The sequence below is a fragment of the Ruminococcus sp. AM31-15AC genome (assembly GCF_003462045.1).
GTDB classification, from domain to species: Bacteria; Bacillota; Clostridia; order Oscillospirales; family Ruminococcaceae; genus Hominimerdicola; species Hominimerdicola aceti.
Map to the genome: position 1 here is coordinate 15,373 of NZ_QTYG01000021.1, position 20,282 is coordinate 35,654.

General features: G+C 45.0%; 18 protein-coding genes and 3 pseudogenes. 12 read left to right on the top strand and 9 right to left on the bottom strand.

Going from position 1 to position 20,282, the window contains the following annotated elements; translation table 11 throughout:
• Positions 1-6: 6 nt before the first annotated feature.
• From DW793_RS07610 to DW793_RS15650, 7 genes and pseudogenes are all read left to right on the top strand, one after another.
• Complete coding sequence (locus DW793_RS07610; protein WP_118157537.1) at positions 7-591, top strand: hypothetical protein; 585 nt, start codon at positions 7-9, stop codon at positions 589-591.
• On the top strand, positions 555-2,027 hold the full coding sequence (locus tag DW793_RS07615; protein ID WP_118157538.1) for a transglutaminase domain-containing protein: 1,473 nt from the start codon (positions 555-557) through the stop codon (positions 2,025-2,027). Before DW793_RS07610 ends, DW793_RS07615 begins: the two co-directional genes overlap by 37 nt.
• Positions 2,024-2,554: a DUF4430 domain-containing protein gene (locus tag DW793_RS07620; RefSeq protein ID WP_117897180.1), complete on the top strand. Its 531-nt coding sequence runs from the start codon at positions 2,024-2,026 to the stop codon at positions 2,552-2,554. Before DW793_RS07615 ends, DW793_RS07620 begins: the two co-directional genes overlap by 4 nt.
• Positions 2,551-2,781 carry a hypothetical protein gene (locus DW793_RS07625; protein WP_118157539.1) on the top strand — a complete coding sequence of 77 codons (231 nt, stop codon included), beginning with the start codon at positions 2,551-2,553 and terminating at the stop codon, positions 2,779-2,781. The genes DW793_RS07620 and DW793_RS07625 overlap by 4 nt, the downstream gene beginning before the upstream one ends.
• Before the next feature lie 56 nt (positions 2,782-2,837).
• Positions 2,838-3,416: an energy-coupling factor transporter transmembrane component T gene (locus DW793_RS07630; RefSeq protein WP_118157540.1), complete on the top strand. Its 579-nt coding sequence runs from the start codon at positions 2,838-2,840 to the stop codon at positions 3,414-3,416.
• Complete coding sequence (locus tag DW793_RS07635) at positions 3,389-5,029, top strand: ABC transporter ATP-binding protein (RefSeq protein WP_118157541.1); 1,641 nt, start codon at positions 3,389-3,391, stop codon at positions 5,027-5,029. Before DW793_RS07630 ends, DW793_RS07635 begins: the two co-directional genes overlap by 28 nt.
• 61 nt (positions 5,030-5,090) lie before the next feature.
• Positions 5,091-5,510 (top strand): annotated as a pseudogene (locus DW793_RS15650) (ECF transporter S component); the annotation flags it as partial.
• Between the two features lie 224 nt (positions 5,511-5,734).
• On the opposite strand, the gene DW793_RS07645 reads toward DW793_RS15650, so the two are convergent.
• Both DW793_RS07645 and DW793_RS07650 read right to left on the bottom strand, forming a co-directional pair.
• Positions 5,735-7,564, bottom strand: coding sequence for a cation-translocating P-type ATPase (locus DW793_RS07645; protein ID WP_118157543.1), 1,830 nt, complete (start codon positions 7,562-7,564; stop codon positions 5,735-5,737).
• Positions 7,561-8,415, bottom strand: coding sequence for a P-type ATPase (locus DW793_RS07650; RefSeq protein ID WP_118157544.1), 855 nt, complete (start codon positions 8,413-8,415; stop codon positions 7,561-7,563). Before DW793_RS07650 ends, DW793_RS07645 begins: the two co-directional genes overlap by 4 nt.
• A 180-nt stretch (positions 8,416-8,595) precedes the next feature.
• Between DW793_RS07650 and DW793_RS07655 the strand changes: the two genes are divergently transcribed.
• Complete coding sequence (locus tag DW793_RS07655; RefSeq protein ID WP_117863366.1) at positions 8,596-9,387, top strand: Bax inhibitor-1/YccA family protein; 792 nt, start codon at positions 8,596-8,598, stop codon at positions 9,385-9,387.
• Positions 9,388-9,520: 133 nt separating this feature from the next.
• On the opposite strand, the gene DW793_RS07660 is transcribed toward DW793_RS07655, so the two are convergent.
• The 6 genes from DW793_RS07660 to DW793_RS07680 all read right to left on the bottom strand — a co-directional run bounded on the left by DW793_RS07660 (position 9,521) and on the right by DW793_RS07680 (position 14,527).
• A complete protein-coding gene (locus tag DW793_RS07660; RefSeq protein ID WP_117938996.1) occupies positions 9,521-11,881 on the bottom strand; it encodes a phosphoketolase family protein in 2,361 nt (786 codons plus the stop codon).
• Between the two features lie 261 nt (positions 11,882-12,142).
• Positions 12,143-12,463 (bottom strand): AzlD domain-containing protein, encoded by a 321-nt coding sequence (locus tag DW793_RS07665; RefSeq protein ID WP_022288164.1) that lies wholly within the window; start codon positions 12,461-12,463, stop codon positions 12,143-12,145.
• A complete protein-coding gene (locus DW793_RS07670) occupies positions 12,457-13,167 on the bottom strand; it encodes an AzlC family ABC transporter permease (protein ID WP_118157545.1) in 711 nt (236 codons plus the stop codon). Before DW793_RS07670 ends, DW793_RS07665 begins: the two co-directional genes overlap by 7 nt.
• Before the next feature lie 102 nt (positions 13,168-13,269).
• Complete coding sequence (locus DW793_RS15940; RefSeq protein ID WP_390624667.1) at positions 13,270-13,506, bottom strand: hypothetical protein; 237 nt, start codon at positions 13,504-13,506, stop codon at positions 13,270-13,272.
• Complete coding sequence (locus DW793_RS15945; protein WP_390624668.1) at positions 13,485-13,730, bottom strand: cysteine hydrolase family protein; 246 nt, start codon at positions 13,728-13,730, stop codon at positions 13,485-13,487. Before DW793_RS15945 ends, DW793_RS15940 begins: the two co-directional genes overlap by 22 nt.
• Before the next feature lie 590 nt (positions 13,731-14,320).
• Positions 14,321-14,527: a DUF378 domain-containing protein gene (locus DW793_RS07680; RefSeq protein ID WP_022288161.1), complete on the bottom strand. Its 207-nt coding sequence runs from the start codon at positions 14,525-14,527 to the stop codon at positions 14,321-14,323.
• A 274-nt stretch (positions 14,528-14,801) separates the two neighbouring features.
• On the opposite strand from DW793_RS07680, the gene DW793_RS07685 reads away from it, so the two are divergent.
• The 4 genes and pseudogenes from DW793_RS07685 to DW793_RS07700 all read left to right on the top strand — a co-directional run bounded on the left by DW793_RS07685 (position 14,802) and on the right by DW793_RS07700 (position 19,237).
• On the top strand, positions 14,802-15,806 hold the full coding sequence (locus tag DW793_RS07685; protein WP_118157546.1) for an aldose 1-epimerase: 1,005 nt from the start codon (positions 14,802-14,804) through the stop codon (positions 15,804-15,806).
• A gap of 112 nt (positions 15,807-15,918) precedes the next feature.
• Positions 15,919-18,377: pseudogene (locus DW793_RS07690) on the top strand (glycosyl transferase).
• Positions 18,378-18,403: 26 nt separating this feature from the next.
• Positions 18,404-18,916: a hypothetical protein gene (locus DW793_RS07695; protein WP_118124140.1), complete on the top strand. Its 513-nt coding sequence runs from the start codon at positions 18,404-18,406 to the stop codon at positions 18,914-18,916.
• Positions 18,917-19,015: 99 nt separating this feature from the next.
• Entirely contained in the window at positions 19,016-19,237 is a 222-nt protein-coding gene (locus DW793_RS07700; RefSeq protein ID WP_242843639.1) for a helix-turn-helix domain-containing protein, read from the top strand.
• A 120-nt stretch (positions 19,238-19,357) separates the two neighbouring features.
• On the opposite strand, the pseudogene argF reads toward DW793_RS07700, so the two are convergent.
• Positions 19,358-20,273, bottom strand: a pseudogene (gene argF / locus DW793_RS07705) (ornithine carbamoyltransferase).
• Between the last annotated feature and the right edge of the window lie 9 nt (positions 20,274-20,282).

A 20,282-nucleotide genomic window follows, 5' to 3' on the forward strand; every position in this document is an offset into this window, starting at 1 on the left:
ACAATTTTGACAGCAAGTGTTTGCTATGTGGAAAAGCACTTTTCAAAGGGTGTTTATATCATGCAGAGCCTATTTGGTGCAGTGACAATGCTCCTGCTGTCATTGTCGCTTGGTATGGGCTGGCGAGCCTTTGTTCTGGTAGGTGTGTGCATATTGACAGCCCTTGCAGGGGTATCAAAAAAGACTTTGCCTATACCATTTTTTGCCGCACTATTGTCGGCGGTGATATTCCACAAGAAGTTTTTAACAAGCCTTGCAGGGCTTTTGAACTGCGTCTTGACCGCCCACGGTAAAAGCGCAGGAGTAGTGGAAATGCTTGTGGAAAAAAGCTCAGACCCTTGGTTTGCTCTTTGCGTGGGTGCAGTGATAGTTTCCACAGTGCAGAGCATTTTCAGCCGTCTTGACAGCAGAGTTTTTACAGTGGCAATGCTTGCGCTGTTTTTGTGCGCAGGTATCTTTATTGATATCCCTCTGTACTATGCCACTGCAGAAGTTGCGTTAGGTATCCTTGCATTGACGTTTCCCGGCAGCATAAAAGGCGATTTGAAGCCTTTGTGCTTATACTTACAGCATTTTGCGCAGTGCTTATAGCCTGCCTGACAGGGCTTTTTGATAAGCTTTCCAACTTTGCCTTTGCCGATCGCTTTAATACGAAAAGTGAGTATGAGATCATAATGGAGCACCCACAGCCATTGTATCTTCTGGAGAGCCGTTTCGAGAAAGAAGCTAACGGCGTGTGGGGGGAGCTTAGCGGTGAGGAGAAATATGCCTACTCAGACGAGTTCTATTGGCTTGATAAGCTTGATCTCTCACCGGCTTTTCAGACTTCTTCCCTTGACAATGCCCTTGGTATATCCGACAGCGGCAATGTTACAGTAAACATCAAAAATGGCGGAAAGCCCCTTTATACTTATGGTATGACCGCCGCAGAGAACGCTTTTTCCGACCCAAAGATAATAGGCGGAAGTTTTGAGAATACCAAAAGCTATTACAGGCTTGCGGTGTCGGAAGGCTATCTCACAAAGCCTTTTGGCACATCTGATACCTTGCGCACTTATAAGCCTGCGGATTATCTTGCCGCAGAAAAGGGTTATCGTGACTATGTTTATTCCACCTGCCTTGACATATCAGCCGAGGACAAACAGCTTGCCGCAAACCATTTTGATATGCAAGATTCTCAGGGTAAACTGCGGTCTGATATGCTAAGCTTTTTTGTGTCAGACACAGTGCTTGACAGGTCAAAGACCTATGGGGGCGAAAGCTCTTTTGCAGATATGCTTGAGGTAACTTGCCGTGGGGGCGAGGAGGATTTTGCTGCCGCCGCTGTGAAGATCTTCCGTGCAAAGGGCGTTCCTGCCAGACTTTGCAGAGGATATTTTATCACATCAGATATGACCAAAGGCCTTACAGATAACTCAGCCCTGACCGTCACTTCAAAACAGCTCCACTATTGGGCGGAGTATTACAAAGACGGCATAGGCTGGCAGCCTTTTGAGGTCTGCCCCGATTATGTTGGCATGATAAAAACTGACGACAGCTCTGTAAAAGCAAAGCCCACCAACCAAGGCGGCGAAGCCCTTGCTCCCGAGGACGAGGACAAACCAAGGGAAGAGATCTTTGAGGAGAACAAGACTAAACCTGCGGAGAAAAGCTATGCGGTATATATCGTTATCGGTGCGGTAATGCTCATACTCTGCCTTATTGTGGCAATAATAGCTTTGGTAAGAAAAAGAAGGTTTGCCGCTCTGCCTGACAGCAAAAAGGTGGAGAAGCTGTTCTTTGCAGGCAGAAAAAAGCTTTGCGGCAAGTATTTCTCAGACCATATGCCAAGAGAGCTTTCCGAGAGCATAAAAAAGACCTTTGGCGCTGATATGGCGAAAATCTTTGCAGAGTGCGAGAAAATATACGAAAAGGCGAGATTTTCGAGGCTCGAGATAACCAAAGAGGAAATGGCAGTGGTTAAAAATTTCGCAGATCAGGCAAAGAAAGCCAAAAAGCTCAAAGGTCAGGAGGGAGCAGAAAAGTGAAAAAGGATATCGCTCTGCTCATAGTCATAATTTTAGCAGCGGCAGCGGTCATAAAGGGAGTTGATATCCAGTCTGTTGACGAGTATTACAGCCTGCACAGCGACGATACCGCAAATGCCGCTCACACTGTCACTCTGACAGTGGATTGCTCTGATATTTTGGATAATTACGATATGCTTGACAAAAATCTCCGCGACGAGTGCTATGTTCCCTCAGACGGCATTGTTATGCCTGCGGAAAAATATGTCCTCCGTGAGGGCGACACCGCCTTTGATCTGTTGGAAAAAGCTACAAGGTGCGGGAAGATACCCCTTGATTATCAAGGCTCAGAGGATAATATTTACAACACTGTGTATGTCCGTGGCATAAACAATATTTACGAGTTTTCCTGCGGTCCGTCCTCGGGTTGGACATATACTGTAAACGGCGAAAGCCCCGATAAGGGCTGTTCACAGTATGTCCTCAATGACGGTGACAGCGTGGAGTTTTACTACGTTTGCGACTACACAAAGGAGGCGGTGAAATGAGGTTGTCAGCTTTTCACCCTTTGACCGCCCTTGTGTATTTTGCGGCTGTGCTTGCGGGGACAATGTTCTGCTTTTCACCAGCCGTTGGTATATGCTCGGCAGTGGGAGCGTTCCTGTTCTGTGCCATAACTCAAAGCTGTAGACAGACCGCATCAGACCTTGCTTTCTACATCTTTCTTACCGCCGTTTTGACTGTCACAAATCCACTTTTTTCACATAAGGCGTAACGCCGCTGTTTTTCGTAAACGGCAAGGCTTACACAAAGGAAGCACTTTTTTATGGCTTGACCGCCGGCTTATCCCTCACCGCTGTGATAATGTGGTGCAAAGCTCTTGGAAAGGTGCTTACAAGGGAAAAGCTCCTATACATTTTCGGTCGAAAAACGCCAAAAGCTGCCCTTGTGATAACAATGACAATGGGCTTTATCCCAAAGCTCAAAAGGCTTCACAGACAGCTTTTGGACTCTTTGAACTGCTCTGGTGCGAACATCTCCGACAGCCGTTTTGACCGCCTGAAAAAAGACTGCACAGTGTTCACAGCCCTTTGTGCAGGCACGCTTGAAAGGGGAGCGGACACAGCCGCTTCAATGAAGGCTCGTGGCTATGGTATCCAAAAACGAAGCTTTGCACACTCGTTCAAGTTCAGAGCATGGGACGGCATTTTTGTGGCGGTTTTTGCAGTTATCTTTGCATTGGTGCTGATATTTTCCGCAAAGGGCGAGCTGTCCGCCGCTTTTTACCCTGTGATAAAGCTTGAAAACAGCGTTTTGCCTGTGGAAATGTTCGCATTACTATGCGTTTTCCCGTTTATTCTTGAAGTAAAGGAGAGCATAAAATGGAAATATTGTCTTGCGAAAATGTAGCTTTCAAATATAACGAAAGCACGGACTATGCCATTTCTGACTGCACTTTTTCAGTGAAAAAAGGCGAAAAAATAATGCTCTGCGGTGCTTCGGGAAGCGGAAAATCTACTTTGCTCAGGCTTCTGAAAAGAGAGCTTTCCCCAAGGGGCGAACTTTCCGGAAACATCACCCTTATGGGCAAGGGAAGAAGCGAACTTTCTGCCCGTGAAAGTGCTGAAAAGATAGGCTTTGTAATGCAAAGCCCTGACAGCCAGACGGTATGCGACAAAGTATCGGCTGAGCTTGCTTTCGGGCTTGAAAGCTTTGGTGTGAAAAGTGGTGAGATACAAAGCCGTGTTGGTGAAATGGCGGCTTTTTTCGGTATCGAGCCGCTCTATGACAGGGATATCTCCACACTTTCGGGCGGTCAGAAACAGCTCGTCGCTCTGTGTTCCGTCATGGCCACAGACCCTGATATCCTGCTTCTTGATGAGCCTACCGCACAGCTCGACCCCGTTGCCGCAAGGGAGCTTCTTGGCATTTTAGACCGCCTTAACAAAGAAATGGGCGTGACTATCATCATTGCCGAGCATGACCCCGAGGAGCTTTTTGACTCCTGCGACAAAATTTTGTATCTTGTAAAGGGCAAGACCGAGTTTTTCAGTACGCCTGCCTTGACTGCAAAATATTTTGTGGAGAACGCTCTGGAGGGCTTTCTGCCTGAAACATCAAAGGCTTTCGCAGGGCTTTGCGACGACCTGCCCCTCAATGTAAGACAAGGCAGGGCGAAGCTTGAAAAGCTTGGCGTGACGGATATTCCAAAGCAGGCTGTCACTGATACAGAACGTGCTGAGCCTTATGCCCTGCAGTGCAAAAATCTGTGGCAGAGATATGAAAAAAACTCCCCCGATATCCTCAAAGGCTGTGATCTTGGTATCAGAAAAGGGGAGTGCTATGGGCTTTTAGGCTCGAACGGAGGCGGAAAATCAACGCTCCTGCGTGTGATATGCGGACTTTGCAAGCCTTATATGGGTGCTGTTTCACTTTTCGTGAAAAAGCAGAAAGCCTATAAAAACGGCTCGCTTTTTCATGAAATGCTTGCATTTTTGCCCCAAGAGCCTGTGACGATGTTTGTAAAAGAAAGCGTCCGTGAGGATCTTTTGCAAAGCGGTGACAAAGTCGCAGTGGAAAATGTTTCACAGCGCATGGGCATAGAACATCTTCTTGACCGCCACCCTTGGGATCTCAGCGGCGGTGAGATACAGAAATGTGCTTTTGGAAAAATTCTTCTTGCTGACCCGAAAATAATAGTCCTGGACGAGTGTACAAAGGGCATGGACAGTTTCGCCAAAAAGGCTCTTGGTGATATTCTTTTGGGCCTAAAAGACGAGGGCAGGACGATACTTCTCGTGACCCATGACCTTGAATTTGCCGCACAATACTGCGACAGGTGCGGACTTCTTTTTGACGGGAAGATAGTCGCCGAGGATAATGCCGTGGAGTTTTTCTCTCACAATCGTTTTTACACCACCGCCGCCGCAAGGCTCACAAGGGGCTTTTTCAGTGGTGCAGTGACGTCAACAGCCGTAAGAGAACGGCTCGCAATGGTGAAAAGAGGTCAAAATGAGCAGTAAAAAACTTGTGTCAGGGCTTATCTATCTTCTTGTCATACCCCTTGTGTGCTTTGGCGGCATAATGTTTTTCAGAGAACGCTTCTATTCTTTCGTCACAGCCGCACTTGCCATTCTTACCGTGGCAGGCTATTTTCTCCACTTTGAGAAAAAGCACTCCGACAGCACACAGCTTGTGATAATAGCCGCCATGACCGCATTGTCCGTTTTCGGCAGGATAGTTTTCAGTTTTCTGCCGGGCTTTAAGCCCTGCACCGCAATTGTTATCATAACCGCCCTTTATATGGGAAGAGAATCGGGCTTTATGACAGGCGCAATGACTGCACTTATCTCAAACTTCTATTTCGGACAGGGTGCGTGGACGCCTTTTCAAATGCTGGTTTGGGGTCTGACCGGATATTTTGCAGGAATGTTAGCTGATAAGCTTATAAAAAGCAAGCCGCTTCTCGTGACCTACGGCATAATCTCAGGAGCGGCATTCTCACTTATCATGGACTTGTGGAGCTGTCTGTGGGCTGATAACGCCTTTATTCTCAGCAGATACCTTGCCCTTGTTGGCTCGTCAGCCTTTTTTACCCTTATATACGCAGTTCCAACGTGTTTTTCCTGCTGGTTTTATCAAAACCTTTTGGCAGGATATTTAAAAGGCTGGATAAAAATATGGATTAAAAAATTAGACCGACAAAGCTCTGCCCTGTCGGTCTTTTGCTATCTCTGCGGGGCGTCCACTGTTACGTCAGGAGATTTTTTGCCCATAAAAAGCTTTGGGATTATGCCTGCCCCAACAGGCACGATAGCCGCCGCTGCCGCCGCCACAAGAAACTCTCCAAGGCTCGGAACGGCTGTGAAAAATACCTTTTGCAGAACAGGGAGCCATATGCCTGCAAACAGCGCTGCCGCTGATATGAATACAGAGAAAAGCAGGAATGGGTTTGAAAGATAAGGCACAGTGAAAAGTGTCTTATCTTCCGATTTACATTCAAACACATGGATAAGCTGACTAAGTACAAGTGTTATAAGCGCACCTGTTCTTGCAGTGCCGAGAGAATGGGTGTTAGTGAGCAGAACAGTGAAGCTTGCAAGGGTGCAGATACCGATAAGAAGCCCTCTTATGACGATACGCCACATAAGACCGCCGCTGAAAAAGCTGTCGTCCTCTTTTCTAGGGGGCTTTTTCATTACCGAGCTTTCCGCAGGCTCAAGCCCCAGCGCAATGGCAGGCAGGCTGTCTGTAACAAGATTTACAAGAAGTATCTGCGCTGGAAGCAGTACCATAGGAAGCCCCATTAAAATTCCGCCTAGCATAGTAATGACCTCGCCTATGTTGCAGGAAATAAGGTAGCGCACGAATTTTCTTATGTTCTGATATATGGTCCTGCCCTCCTCAACGGAGTTCACAAGGGTGGCAAAATTATCGTCAAGAAGTATCACGTCAGCCGCCTGCTTTGTGACCTCTGTACCTGATATTCCCATTGATACACCTATGTCAGCTTCTTTTATAGCAGGTGCGTCGTTTACCCCGTCGCCTGTCATTGCACAAACGTGCCCACGGCTTTTGAATGCCTTTACTATCCTGAGCTTGTGTTCAGGTGTCACCCTTGCGAACACACGGCAGTTTTCTATTACCTCGTCAAGCTGTTTGTCGTCCATTCTGTCAAGCTCGTCGCCTGTCAAAGCGATAGAGCCTGCTTTCATAATGCCGGCTTCTTTTGCAATAGCTTGGGCAGTGAGCTTGTGGTCGCCTGTTATCATAACTGTCTTTATGCCTGCACGCTGACATTCCGCCACCGCCTTTGCGGCTTCAGCCCTGAGAGGGTCTTTCATTGCCATTAGTCCAAGAAAAGCCCATTCTCCGTCCACCTGCTGTGAAAATGCTATCACACGCAGACCTTTTGAAGCGTATTCATCGCACTTGTAAAAAGCCTGTTTTCTCATTGCTCCCCCAAATGTCAAAAGCTCGCCGCTGTCAGAAAAAACGTGGCTGCATTCCTTTATGATAACGTCAAAAGCACCTTTTCTGAATGCCGTTGTAACCCCCTTTTCGTCAGCGCATATTACCGTCATGGAGCGTGTTTCACTTTCAAATGGAAGCTCGTCAGTTCGTCTGTAACCAAGGGAGCTGACGTTTATACCTGAGTTTGCGCAGGCTATGAGTATAGCTGTTTCTGTAGGGTCGCCCTCTGCGCAAAGCTCGCCTTGTCTGCCGCCCCTGTCACGCTTTCTTGTCTTTTCAGGTGGGCAGAGTCTTGCGTTGTTGCAGGCTGCGCCGCACAAAAGTATCCTGCCAAGGTCGGGGTTTTCCCATGCTTTGAGGGCTTTGTCATCAAAGCTTGCCCCCTCTTTTGTTACGCCGTAAGCACGGCTTTTCTCGGTGCAGGTGAAAATGTCAGTAACTGTCATTTTGTTCATTGTCACAGTGCCTGTCTTGTCAGTGCAGATAACAGTGGCACAGCCAAGAGTTTCCACTGAATGAAGCCTGTGTACAAGTGCCTGACGCTTTAGCATTTTTCTGACCGCAAGGGCAAGCGCTATAGTCACCGTGGCAGGCAAGCCTCAGGTATTGCGGCAATGGCTATGGTTATTCCTGTCATTGCCATATTGAGAACAGGCTCGCCCCTTAGCACGCCTGCAATAAAGACTATCACACACACTGCAAGGCAGATGATAGCAAGAGTTCTGCCAAGCTCTCCGAGTTTCTTTTGCAATGGAGTTTCAGGCTCTTTTATCTCATCAAGCATGGTTGAGACCCTGCCCATTTGGCTTCGCTCACCTGTTGCCACCGCCGTGACCTCGCCAACGCCCTTTGTTACCACCGTTCCCATGTAGACCATGTAGTCTTTGTTCAGTGCGGTAAAATCTATCTCAGATGTACGGCATTTCTTTACCGCAGGCACAGCTTCGCCGGTGAGTGCAGATTCGTCGCATGATAACGCCCTTGATGAGTTTATGTAGCCGTCGCAAGGCACTCTGTCACCTGCTTCGAGAGTAAAAACATCTCCTGCCACGACCTCCGATGCAGGAATTTTCACAAGCCTGCCGTCACGATATACCATGGCGGTGGGAGCGGTCATGTTTTCAAGCTTTTCCAGAGTTTTTTCACAGCGGTATTCCTGAATAAATCCCAGCGCAGCGTTAATGATAACTATAAGCACGATAGGCACAGCGTCAGCATATTGCCCAAGTGCTACGGATATCACCACCGACACAAGAAGTATCATCACCATAACGTCATGAAACTGTCCTGCAAAAATTTTCGCCGCAGAGGTCTTTTTCTTTTTGGCAAGGCGGTTCTCTCCGTCCGTACTGAGCCGCTTTTCAGCTTCCGCAGTTGTTAGCCCCTTTCTTGTGGTCTGGTTTTCCGTAAGCTTCTTTTCAAGTATATCCAGCACAATGTATCTTCCTTTCCGATTTTTTGGCTTTTGCCTTTGTTTATATCATATGCGGACAAGTCCGAAAAAATAACTTTGCACTTTTGCCTGAAAAATCATATTGACTTTTTTAAGAAAATATGTATAATAGTATATAAGCCAAAAAATAAATATTGGCGAAAAAATAAAGGAGGCAAATTCATGAACGATTATAATAATTTTTCTGAAAGCTATTCAAATCCACGAGTGAAAAAGCTGCGCTCTTTTGCACAGTCCACTTACGGCATGGAGGCGGCAAGCTATAAGGGCATCGCAATGAAGACCTTGTATTTTGTTGCAGTTTTCGCCGCAGGCATGGGAGCATATTTTTACATTCACAACTTCTTCGGCGGCGGTGCGCAGGCTTTTTCCACTGAGTATACCATCTTTGTCGGTGCTCTTATCGCAACAGCAATAGCAGGACTTGTGGCTTCATTCGCTCCGAAAACAACAGCGGTAACAGGCTCTATCTATTCCGCAGGCATGGGATATGCCCTCACCTTTATGTCAATGATCTACGCAATGCAGTGGAAAGGCATAATAGTTGAAGCCGTTACACTGACGCTTCTCACAGTTGCAGTGCTTGCAGTTATCTATTCAAAGGGCGTTCGTGTGGGAAGCAGAATGAAAACTGCTCTTATCACCTGCCTTTGGGTGTCTATCATAGGCGGATTGCTCTTCATGCTTCTTGCATGGCTCGCACCTCATTCAGCTATCTACACTTCAATCGTTGCAATAAACAACGGCCCTATCGGCATACTTTTCGCTGTTATCGGCGTTCTTATCGCCGCAGCGCTTCTTATGTGCGATTTTGAAACTATCCAGATGACAGTTGAACAGGGGCTTCCTGCTCAGTATGAATGGTATGCAAGCTATGGTCTTATCGTAGGCGTTATTTATCTTTATCTTAAAATACTGAATCTCCTTGCAAAGATAGCAAACAACAGAAAGTAATTTATTGACTCAGCACTTTTTATCCCTCGTCGCAAGGCGGGGGATATTTTTATATGCACAGCAAAAGAGGACTCCCTCATTGTCGGAAGTCCTCTTTTATGTTGGTATATTTAATTAATTGGTTGGCTTTTTATCAGATATCCCATTTCCAATCTCTGATCTCAGGCATATCAAGACCATATTCAGCAATATACTGCTTGTGTTCAACAAGCTTGTCCTGCATGAGCTGGTGGAGATAAGCACCTGTGTTTCCAAGCTGTGGAAGTCTCTTGATAACCTCCATAACAAGGTGGAAACGGTCTATCTCGTTTTGAACTCTCATGTCGAATGGGGTTGTGATCGTACCCTCCTCGTTGTAGCCGCATACATAAAGGTTGCGGTTGTGACGGTGATAGAGAAGCTCGTGGATAAGTGTAGGATAGCCGTGGAATGCGAATACGATAGGCTTGTCCTTTGTGAACAGTGCGTCAAAGTCAGCGTCGGAAAGTCCGTGTGGGTGCTTTGACTGTGGCTGAAGCTTGAACAGGTCAACAACGTTGATAAATCTTATCTTTACCTGTGGAAGATTCTTTCTCAGGATAGTTACTGCTGCAAGTGCTTCAAGTGTAGGTGTGTCGCCGCAGCAAGCCAGAACAACGTCAGGCTCCTGACCCTGATCGTTTGAAGCCCATTCCCAGATACCGATACCCTGTGTGCAGTGCTTAACAGCCTGCTCCATTGTGAGCCACTGCTGTCTTGGGTGCTTTGATGTTACCATTACGTTTACATAGTTCTTTGAACGTATGCAGTGGTCAAAGCATGACAGCAGACAGTTTGTGTCCGGTGGGAGATACATTCTTACAACGTCTGCTTTCTTGTTTGCAACGTGATCGAGGAAACCCGGATCCTGATGTGTAAATCCGTTGTGATCCTGCTGCCATACATTAGAAGAAAGTATGTAGTTAAGTGAAGCTATCTTCTGTCTCCATGGGAGCTGTGAAGTAACTTTGAGCCACTTAGCGTGCTGTGAGAACATTGAGTCAACTATTCTGATGAAAGCCTCATAGCTTGCGAAGAAACCGTGACGTCCAGTGAGCAGATAGCCCTCCAGCCAACCCTCGCACATATGCTCAGAAAGCATAGAGTCCATAACACGACCGTCAGCGGCAAGGAACTCGTCGTTGTCGAGCTTGTCAGCGTTCCAATCTCTGTTTGTTGCCTCAAAGACCTTGCCAAGTCTGTTTGACATTGTTTCGTCAGGTCCGAAGATACGGAAGTTTCTGCTTTCTTCATTAAGCTTGAATATATCTCGTACAAATCCGCCAAGCTCTATCATATCCTGTGCTTCAACTGCACCGGGAGCAGGTACGTCGATACCGTATTTCCTGAAATCAGGAAGTCTGAGATCTCTCAGAAGAAGTCCGCCGTTGGCGTGTGGGTTAGCACCCATTCTTCTGTCGCCTGTAGGAGCAAGCTCTTCAAGCTCAGGGATAAGTCTGCCCTCTTCTGTGAAAAGCTTCTCAGGGTGATAGCTCTTGAGCCAATCCTCAAGCATTTTCAGATGCTCAGGAGCTTCCATTGTCATCGGTACCTGATGCGCTCTGAATGTACCCTCTATCTGCTTGCCGTCTACAACCTTCGGACCTGTCCAGCCCTTTGGTGAACGGAATATTATCATAGGCCACTTTGGTCTTTCAGTAACGCCGTTTTCTCTTGCGTTCTTCTGGATAGCCTTGATCTCCTCGATAACAGTGTCAAGAGTTTCAGCCATGAGCCTGTGCATCGTCATAGGATCGTCGCCCTCAACAAAGTATGGCTTCCAGCCGCAGCCCTCAAAGAAACTCTTTATCTCTTCATGAGAAATTCTTGAAAATACAGTTGGGTTTGATATTTTGTAGCCGTTAAGGTGAAGTATAGGAAGTACAGCACCGTCAGTCTTAGGATTCAGGAACTTGTTTGAGTGCCATGCTGTTGCAAGAGGGCCGGTTTCCGCCTCACCGTCGCCAACAACGCAAGTTGTGATAAGGTCAGGGTTGTCGAATACAGCGCCGAATGAGTGTGCAAGTGAATAACCAAGCTCGCCGCCCTCGTTTATAGAACCGGGTGTCTCAGGTGCAACGTGTGATGAGATTCCTCCTGGGAAAGAGAACTGCTTGAACAGCTTCTGCATACCCTCAACATCTCTTGAAATGTTAGGATATACCTCAGAATAAGAGCCTTCAAGATAGGTGTTTGCTACCATGAAGTTTCCTCCGTGACCAGGACCTGAAATATAAATCATGTCAAGGTCATATTTCTTGATGACTCTGTTAAGGTGAACATAGATAAAGTTCTGACCAGGTACAGTACCCCAGTGACCGACTATCTTTTTCTTGACGTGATCCATTGTGAGCGGCTCACGGAGAAGCGGATTGTCAAGCAGATAGAGCTGACCTGCCGAAAGATAGTTGGCAGCCTCCCAATACCTGTTCATTTTCTCCAAAAGCTCAGGAGAAATGTTCATTGTGTCTGACATTGCAATACCTCCATATATTTTGTCATAGTTCAAAAAAACGGTAAACGTTTTCACACAATAAAATTATATCACAGCCTATAATTTTTTTCAAGGCAAGAATATGAAACTAGCCGAAAATTTTATACTCCATTTATGATATTTCATATGCTATATAAAAACAGTGATAATAAAGACCTCTCCGCATATAGCAGAAAGGTCTGAGCTTGTCAAATATCCAAAATTTATAGTGGGCGACCTCAGGTCACCCCTCTGCACAAAACTTTAGATAAGCTGACAAATAAGTATTACGCAGAAGCTTGCAAGGCAGGCAAATGCCGCAACTATAATAAGGCTTTTTTCCTTGAATGCAAGCACGCAGGCTGTTATAAGTCCTGCTATGGAAGCCGCAAGGTTTCCCGTTGAGAATAGTATGGACGGGAACGTCATTGCTCCAAGCACAGCATATGGCACATAGTAAAGAAAGCTTTGCACAAATCTGTTTGTTATCTTGCCCTTGAATATCACCAACGGCAGGGCACGAATAAGATAGGTCACTCCTGCCATGATGAAAAGATAAATGAAGAAATCTCTTATACTCAGCATTGACCGTCCTCCTCATTTTTCACAGGCATGAGAGCCGCCATTATCCCTGCGGAAAGAACGGTGCAGATTATTATGGAAAATCCTCCTGATACCTTATTAAGAATAGGCAGCCAATTGAAACAACAGCTAAGAAGAGCCGCAAATATCGCCGCCATTGCAATGCCCTTGTTTTTCTTTGCAGGCGGTATTATTATTGCAAGGAACATTCCGTATATTGCAATGCTAAGTGCGCTTATGACTATCTCAGGAAGTATTTTTCCTGCCGCCGCACCTATAAGAGTCCCCAGCGACCAGCCTGCTACAGGTAAAGCGATAAGCCCATACATATACTGCCTTGAAACTTCCCCTATATTTCCCATTGCCATGACAAATATCTCGTCTGTCACTCCGAAGCCTACCAGCCAGCGGTGTATTCCCGACAGTGATTTGTCAGCTTTCTGTGAAAGAGATATGGACATAAGTGCATATCTCAGGTTGATTATAAACTGAGCACAAGCCATTTCTATCCAGAAACCGCCCCCCGACAGCATAATGTCAAGTCCTGCGAACTGACCTGCCGAGGTCACGTTGCAAATAGAGATAAGCACAGTTTCCCACCAGCTCAGACCGCCTTTTACGCCTTGAAGTCCGAATGTAAAAGATACCGAAAGATACCCCAAAGCAATAGGTATGCCGTCTTTAAGACCTTTTTTGAAACCACTCATAAATCATTCCGCCAAAGCGGAGTTCCCCCTCAAATCAAAAATTATCTATCCTGCACTGACATGACGCCATTGTAACAAGTGCCGCCTTGTGGCTTTCCTCTGTTACTCCTGCGCAGCGTTTGCGTCAACTATGACCTCGCATTCAGGACAAAAAGCTTTTATTAGCAAAGCGTTTGATACCACGCAAATGTCTGTGCAAAGTCCGCAAAGCTCTATCTCGTCCCCTGCCTTTGCTATCTCAGCAAGGTGTTGTGCAAGCTCAGCCGAGCCAAATGTGCTTTTTTCATAGACCTCTGCGCTTCCACCGATAGCCTCAGCTACCTGAGTCTCAGGCTGCAACCCTCGGTGCCTTTTATGCAATGTTCCACAGGGAGCTTTTTTCCCTCAGGCGTTTCAAGATAATCCTTGAAGTGCGTGTCAAGGGTCATGAATACAGTGCTGCCCTGAGCCTTGTAACTGCGTATTTTTTCACAGACAGCAGGAACGATCTTTTCTGCTGTCTGTGAACCAAGACTGCCCGTGACAAAATCATTCTGCATATCAACAACTATAAGATATCTCATATTCTATTTACTCCTTTCTCTCACGACGAAAACGTTTTGACAGGTAAGAACTGACATATTGTTTTATTAGTCCATAAAGTAACATTATAACTCTAAAATATGAATTTTTCAACGTGTGCATAAAATGGGCAAAAAAAATGCTGAGCAACGGTGCTCAGCAGAAAATAAAATAAAAAAACTATGTGTAGAACAAAAGAAAGGAGACAACAAAACGGATGTTAAATCAAACAAATTATGTTCAATATCCTTAACATCAATTAAATTATAACCTCTTTTGTAGCGATAGTCAAGAAAAAGTTGCAAAGAACTTGTTAATTTTCTGAAAATTCGGGATTTTGCACAAATATTTCGTTGACATTATGCTAACAGTGACATCTGCGTGAGGTCTGAAGTTAAATCGACTTAAAAAAGTAAAATATCTTATCCATTTTTAGCGCCTGTGATGTTCAAATTTTAATGTTTAAAACAAAAAAATAAGGTCATGACAGCAGGAAAGAGAGCCGATTTTAGAATATGCAGCAGGCAAACCCGTGATAAAATGCTGCCCTCTGAAACAAGCTCCCTCTCCTGCCGTCATGACCTGCAGGGGACTACTGCTCGGTGACAAGTCTGTTGTCTTTGAAAAACAGTGAAATGCACCAGATAGCCGAAATAGCTACCAAAACGTAGATGATCCTGCTTAGTATCGCTGCAGCGCCTCCGAAAAGAAATGCCACAAGGTCGAACTGGAAAATGCCCACAAGCCCCCAGTTTATGCCGCCTATTATGAGAAGCAGCAGTGCGATCCTATCTATCATGAGAAACTCCTCCTTTGATTGTTTAAGATATAGAGCAGTCCGTCTGTCAGCGGGCTGTTGATTGTAGTATTGTCATATTTTTTTGGATTATTCATTGAACGTTTGGTAAAAAACTACTAAAAAACACATCGAAAATTCTATATAAAAATCTGCGTTTTGTACTAGACAAAAGCGACGGGCTATGTTATAATAATTGTATGTTAATCGTTTAAGTAAAAATGTATGGTAAAGCGGGAGGCAGATCATCGCTTTGCACTATGGGGGCGTTACTTTTTTGAATAATATAGACCTTAAATTCATGTTTAAAGATACGGAATGTGTCAGAATGCAGTCGGGAAAGTATTCCTGCGTTATCGCACCAAAACTTGGTGCTGCTGTGCTGAGGCTTCGTGACGAGGAAAACGGCATAGAGATGTTCAGATATCGTGATGACTGCACTCTCAAGACTATAAATAAGGCGAGAGAGATATGGGGACTGCCTACTCTTTTCTTGCCTAATCGCTTTGATAAGGGCATTATAAAGACCTCTGACGCAGTGTATCAAATGCCTGTAAATGAGAAAAAGCTTGATAATTTTATCCATGGCTGGGTGCATAAGAGAGAACACGAAATAGAGTGTTATTCAACACAGGATAAAAAAGCTGTGCTTGTTACTTCTTATACCTTTGACAAGAATGACGAGATGTATTCTTATTTTCCGGTGGATTTTAAAATATCTTATACGTTTACGCTGTCTGAAAACGGTCTTTTGCAGGAGATATACCTGACAAACAACAGCGACAAGGCTCTGCCTGTTTCTATATGTACTCATACCTGCCTTAACGCACCAATGTGCGACGGCGGCAGGGAGGAATCAATGAGAATGTGCGTGCCGATAATCGAAAAGTGCGAGCTTGACAAGAGATGTCTGCCAACAGAAAAGCTTTTGCCTCTTAAAAAGAAAGACCTTGAATATAAAGAGGGTACAAAAATGCCTACCCTGCATAATATCTCAAACGATATGTACACCGCAGGCATGAACAAGCTTGACGGTAAGGACTTCTATGGCTCTTATGTTGTGGATACTGACAATGGTCATAAGGTTTGCAACGAGGTGTCAAAAGAATTTAAGTTCTGGAATATGTGGAACGATAAGGGCAATAAAGGATATTTCTGCCCTGAACCAATGACAGCTATGATAAACTCTCCTAATCTCAGCCTGCCTAACGAAGTGAGCGGATATGAGGAGATAACAAAGGGTCACACATTCAAGTGCTGGCAGAGATTCTTTACTGAATAATAGAAAATGCAGTAGGGGTGAACTGAGGTCACCTGTTGATATATGCATTTGTATGGGTTATAATTAAGAAATTAATTAACAATAGATAAAATACGAAAGGTGGAAATTATTGATGAAATTTGGCCATTTTGATGACGTGAAAAAGGAATATGTCATCAGCAATCCAAGAACGCCATATCCATGGATAAACTATCTTGGCACGCAGGAGTTCTTCTCACTTATCTCCAACACAGCAGGAGGCTATTCCTTCTATAAGGACGCAAGATTGAGAAGAATAACTCGTTACCGTTACAACAACGTGCCTATCGACATGGGCGGAAGATATTTCTATATCAAAGACGGCGAAACTATCTGGAATCCGGGCTGGTCACCGGTAAAGACAGAGCTTGACGCTTATGAGTGCCGTCATGGTATGGGCTATACTATCATCACAGGTAAGAAGAACGGACTTAAGGCTGAGGCTACATTCTTTGTTCCTCAGAACTATAACGGCGAAGTTCAGCAGGTAGTTCTCACAAACGAGAGCAATGAAGAAAAAACATTCTCATTCTTCTCATTTGCAGAGTGGTGTCTTTGGGACGCTCAGGACGACTGCACAAACTTCCAGAGAAACTTCAGCACAGGCCGTGTTGAGGTAGTAGGTTCAACTATCTATCACAAGACAGAATACAGAGACAGAAGAGATCACTTTGCATTCTATACAGTAAATGACGAGATAGACGGCTATGATACAGACAGAGATTCATTTATCGGTCTTTATAACGGCTTCCATAACCCACAGGCTGTTGAAGCAGGCAAGGCTAACAACTCATTTGCAGACGGCTGGTCACCTATCGCTTCACACTACAAGAAGATAACACTTGCTCCGGGCGAGTCAAAGACGCTTGTATTTATCCTCGGCTATGTTGAAATGCCTGTTGACAAGAAATTCGAGGCTGACGGCGTTACTATCAATAAGGAAAAGGCTCTCGCAATGATCGAGCAGTATAACACTCCTGAAAAGGTAGCCGCAGGTCTTGAAGAACTCAAGGCAACTTGGGACAGACTTCTCAGCGTTATCAATGTTGACACACCTGATGACAAGGTAAACAGAATGGTAAATATCTGGAACCAGTATCAGTGCATGGTAACATTCAACCTTTCACGTTCCGCATCATATTTCGAGAGCGGTATCGGCAGAGGAATGGGCTTCAGAGATTCAAACCAGGATATCCTCGGCTTCGTTCATCAGATACCGGACCGTGCAAGACAGCGTATCATCGACATCGCTTCTACACAGCTTCCTGACGGCGGCTGCTATCATCAGTATCAGCCTCTTACAAAGAAGGGCAACTCTGATATCGGCGGCGACTTCTCAGACGACCCACTGTGATGATCCTCTCAGTTTCCGCATACATCAAGGAAACAGGCGACTGGTCTATCCTTGACGAAATGGTACCATACGATAATGACGAGTCAAAGGCTAAGCCAATGCTCGATCACCTTAAGGTATCATTCTATCACGTTGTAAATAACCTCGGTCCTCACGGTCTGCCACTTGCAATGAGAGCTGACTGGAACGATTGTATCAACCTTTCATGCTATTCTGACACTCCGGGCGAGAGCTTCCAGACTTATACAAATCCTAAGTTCGCAGCTGAGGGCGGTTACTCGAAGGTAGCTGAGTCTGTAATGGTGGCAACACTCTTTACATACACAGGTCCTAACTATGTGTCTATCCTCAAGCACCTTGGCAAGGACGATGAGGCTGCCGCAGCACAGGCTGAGATAGACAAGATGAAGAAGAACGTTATGGAATCTGCATTTGACGGCGATTGGTTCCTGAGAGCTTACGATTCCACAGGCGCAAAAATGGGTTCTAAGGAATGTGAAGAGGGCAAGATATTCATTGAACCTCAGGGCTTCGCAGTTATGTCTGAAATAGGCAAGGACGAGGGCGCTGACATCAAGACACTTGATTCTATCGACAAGTACCTCAATACAAAGTATGGTCTTGTTCTTAACAACCCTGCATACTCAAAGTATTATATCCAGTATGGTGAGATATCCACATATCCGGGCGGATATAAGGAGAATGCCGGTATCTTCACACACAACAATGCTTGGATAATCTGCGCAGAAGCATATGCAGGCAGAGGCGACAAGGCGTTCGAGTATTACAGCAAGATAGCTCCTGCATTCAACGAGGAGATATCTGATCTTCATAAGACAGAGCCTTATGTATACGGTCAGATGATAGCTGGTAAGGACGCAAGCAGATTCGGCGAGGGCAAGAATAGCTGGCTTACAGGTACAGCCGCATGGAACATGGTAGCTATCTCACAGTACATTCTCGGAGTACAGGCTGACTTTGACGGCTTGAAGATAGATCCATCTATCCCTCACGAGTGGGACGGCATGACAGCAACACGTCAGTACAGAGGTGCAACATACAACATCATTGTTAAGAACCCTGACCACGTTTGCAAGGGCGTAAAGAGCGTAACTGTTGACGGCAAGGCAGTAGAGGGCAATGTTCTCCCTGTAGCTGAAAATGGTGCAACAGTAAATGTTGAGGTCGTAATGGGCTAAGCAATACAAATTTTAAAGGCGAGATTATGTTTTTTTGGAAAGACAAAGAAAAAAATAAACCAACTACAATTGAGCATCCTGTATTAGGAACTTTGATTAAAAAAACAGATTGGTACACAAAGAAGAGCTTTATCATTACATTATGGGATAAAACTTTTGACCTGTATCTATGTATATACTCAAATCAAAAAGATGCTGTAATTTCATTTGAACAAGAAGAAGCAATCAGATATTATCTTAATAATCAGATTCAAATCGAACGAGATATTCAAAAAATGTTGTTGAATTTTTTTCACACTTCAGATTGTTCTTTGATTGAAAAGAGTATACAAATTGAAGGATTGAATTTTACAAGGAATGGAGCTATCAGCATTGGTTTAATAGCTGATTTTTCTGATGAGTTTCTTGAAAAACATATTGGAGAAGATGTTATTTTTACAGATTCTTTTGGGATGTCAGTTTATCCGATTAAGGCGGTGCTTCCAAATGAGAAAGTATATTACAACTTCAATAATAAATACGAAGGAGACCAGCTTTAATATGAATGTGTTTGACAGCATAATTACTGGACTTAACGAGGCAGTTGACTACGAAAAAGGTAAAATTTCTGCTAAAAAACAACTCTTAGAATAGAGCCTTTGCCTGATATATCTGCTGAAGATATAAAAGCGATCCGAAAAAAGCTGGGATTTACGCAGGCGGTATTTGCCGCGGTGATCGGAGTTTCGACAAAAACTGTTGAGGCGTGGGAAACAGGTACGAACCAGCCTATCGGTCCTGCACGCAGAATGATCTCACTCATTCAGTTTGACCCAGAAATTCTGCAAAGCTACCATATCGTAAATGAAAATGTTATTTAACTATGACCGCAGTTCTTTGAGGACTGCGGATCTTTTTATCCCGTCACATCAAAGACCTTTTTGATGTGTTCAACACAAAAAAGCCGCCCACCAGCGTGGACGGCTTTTGTCATATGCGAATTATTCCTGCGGCCCCATTACTTTGACCATAACGGCTTTCTGTGCATGAAGTCTGTTTTCAGCTTCCTCGAATATCTCATTTGCGTGAGCCTCGAATACCTTTTCGGTTATCTCCTCCTCACGGTGAGCAGGCAGACAGTGCTGTACCATTGCGTCAGCCTTTGCAACAGCCATGATATCGTCATTTATCTGATAGCCCTTGAATGCGACTCTTTCTCTTCTCAGTCTCAGCTTCCTCGCCCATTGAAGTCCAAACGTCTGTGAAAAGTACGTCAGCGTCCTTTGCAGCCTCAAGAGGAACGTCTGTCATTGAGAACTTGTCGCCGTAGCCCTTAGCAAATTCAAGAACCTCAGCAGCAGGCTGATAATCCTTAGGGCAAGCGATAGAAACTTCCATGCCTACCTTAAGTCCACCAACGATAAGTGAGTTTGCCATGTTGTTGCCGTCGCCTATGTAGCACATTTTCAGACCCTCGAAGCGTCCCTTGAACTCTCTGATAGTCATAAGGTCAGCAAGCACCTGACAAGGGTGGCAGAAGTCTGTCAGACCGTTTATTATTGGTATAGAGCCATATTTAGCAAGATCCTCAACCTCTTTCTGCTCGAAAGTACGGATCATGATGCCGTCAAGGTAACGTGAAAGAACACGGGCTGTGTCCTGAACAGGCTCGCCTCTGCCTATCTGTAGGTCACGGTTTGAAAGGAAAAGTGCCTGACCGCCAAGCTGATACATACCTGTTTCAAAAGAAACTCTTGTACGGGTAGAGGACTTCTGGAATATCATTCCGAGAGTTTTGCCTTTAAGAATGTGATGCTCGATACCGTTTTTGTTTTCGTATTTGAGCTGGTCTGCAAGATTGAGAATGTCGAGAATTTCCTCCTTGGAAAGGTCGAGCATTTTAAGTAAATGTTTCATAATATTTCC

Bases quoted from the DNA above. Each gene is read 5' to 3' on its own strand.
- DW793_RS07660 (WP_117938996.1), bottom strand. From the start codon at position 11,881: ATGTCAGACACAATGAACATTTCTCCTGAGCTTTTGGAGAAAATGAAC.
- DW793_RS15945 (WP_390624668.1), bottom strand. From the start codon at position 13,730: ATGAGATATCTTATAGTTGTTGATATGCAGAATGATTTTGTCACGGGC.
- DW793_RS07625 (WP_118157539.1), top strand. From the start codon at position 2,551: ATGAGGTTGTCAGCTTTTCACCCTTTGACCGCCCTTGTGTATTTTGCG.
- DW793_RS07635 (WP_118157541.1), top strand. From the start codon at position 3,389: ATGGAAATATTGTCTTGCGAAAATGTAGCTTTCAAATATAACGAAAGC.
- DW793_RS07665 (WP_022288164.1), bottom strand. From the start codon at position 12,463: ATGCTGAGTATAAGAGATTTCTTCATTTATCTTTTCATCATGGCAGGA.
- DW793_RS07670 (WP_118157545.1), bottom strand. From the start codon at position 13,167: ATGAGTGGTTTCAAAAAAGGTCTTAAAGACGGCATACCTATTGCTTTG.
- DW793_RS07655 (WP_117863366.1), top strand. From the start codon at position 8,596: ATGAACGATTATAATAATTTTTCTGAAAGCTATTCAAATCCACGAGTG.
- DW793_RS07680 (WP_022288161.1), bottom strand. From the start codon at position 14,527: ATGATAGATAGGATCGCACTGCTGCTTCTCATAATAGGCGGCATAAAC.
- DW793_RS07695 (WP_118124140.1), top strand. From the start codon at position 18,404: ATGTTTTTTTGGAAAGACAAAGAAAAAAATAAACCAACTACAATTGAG.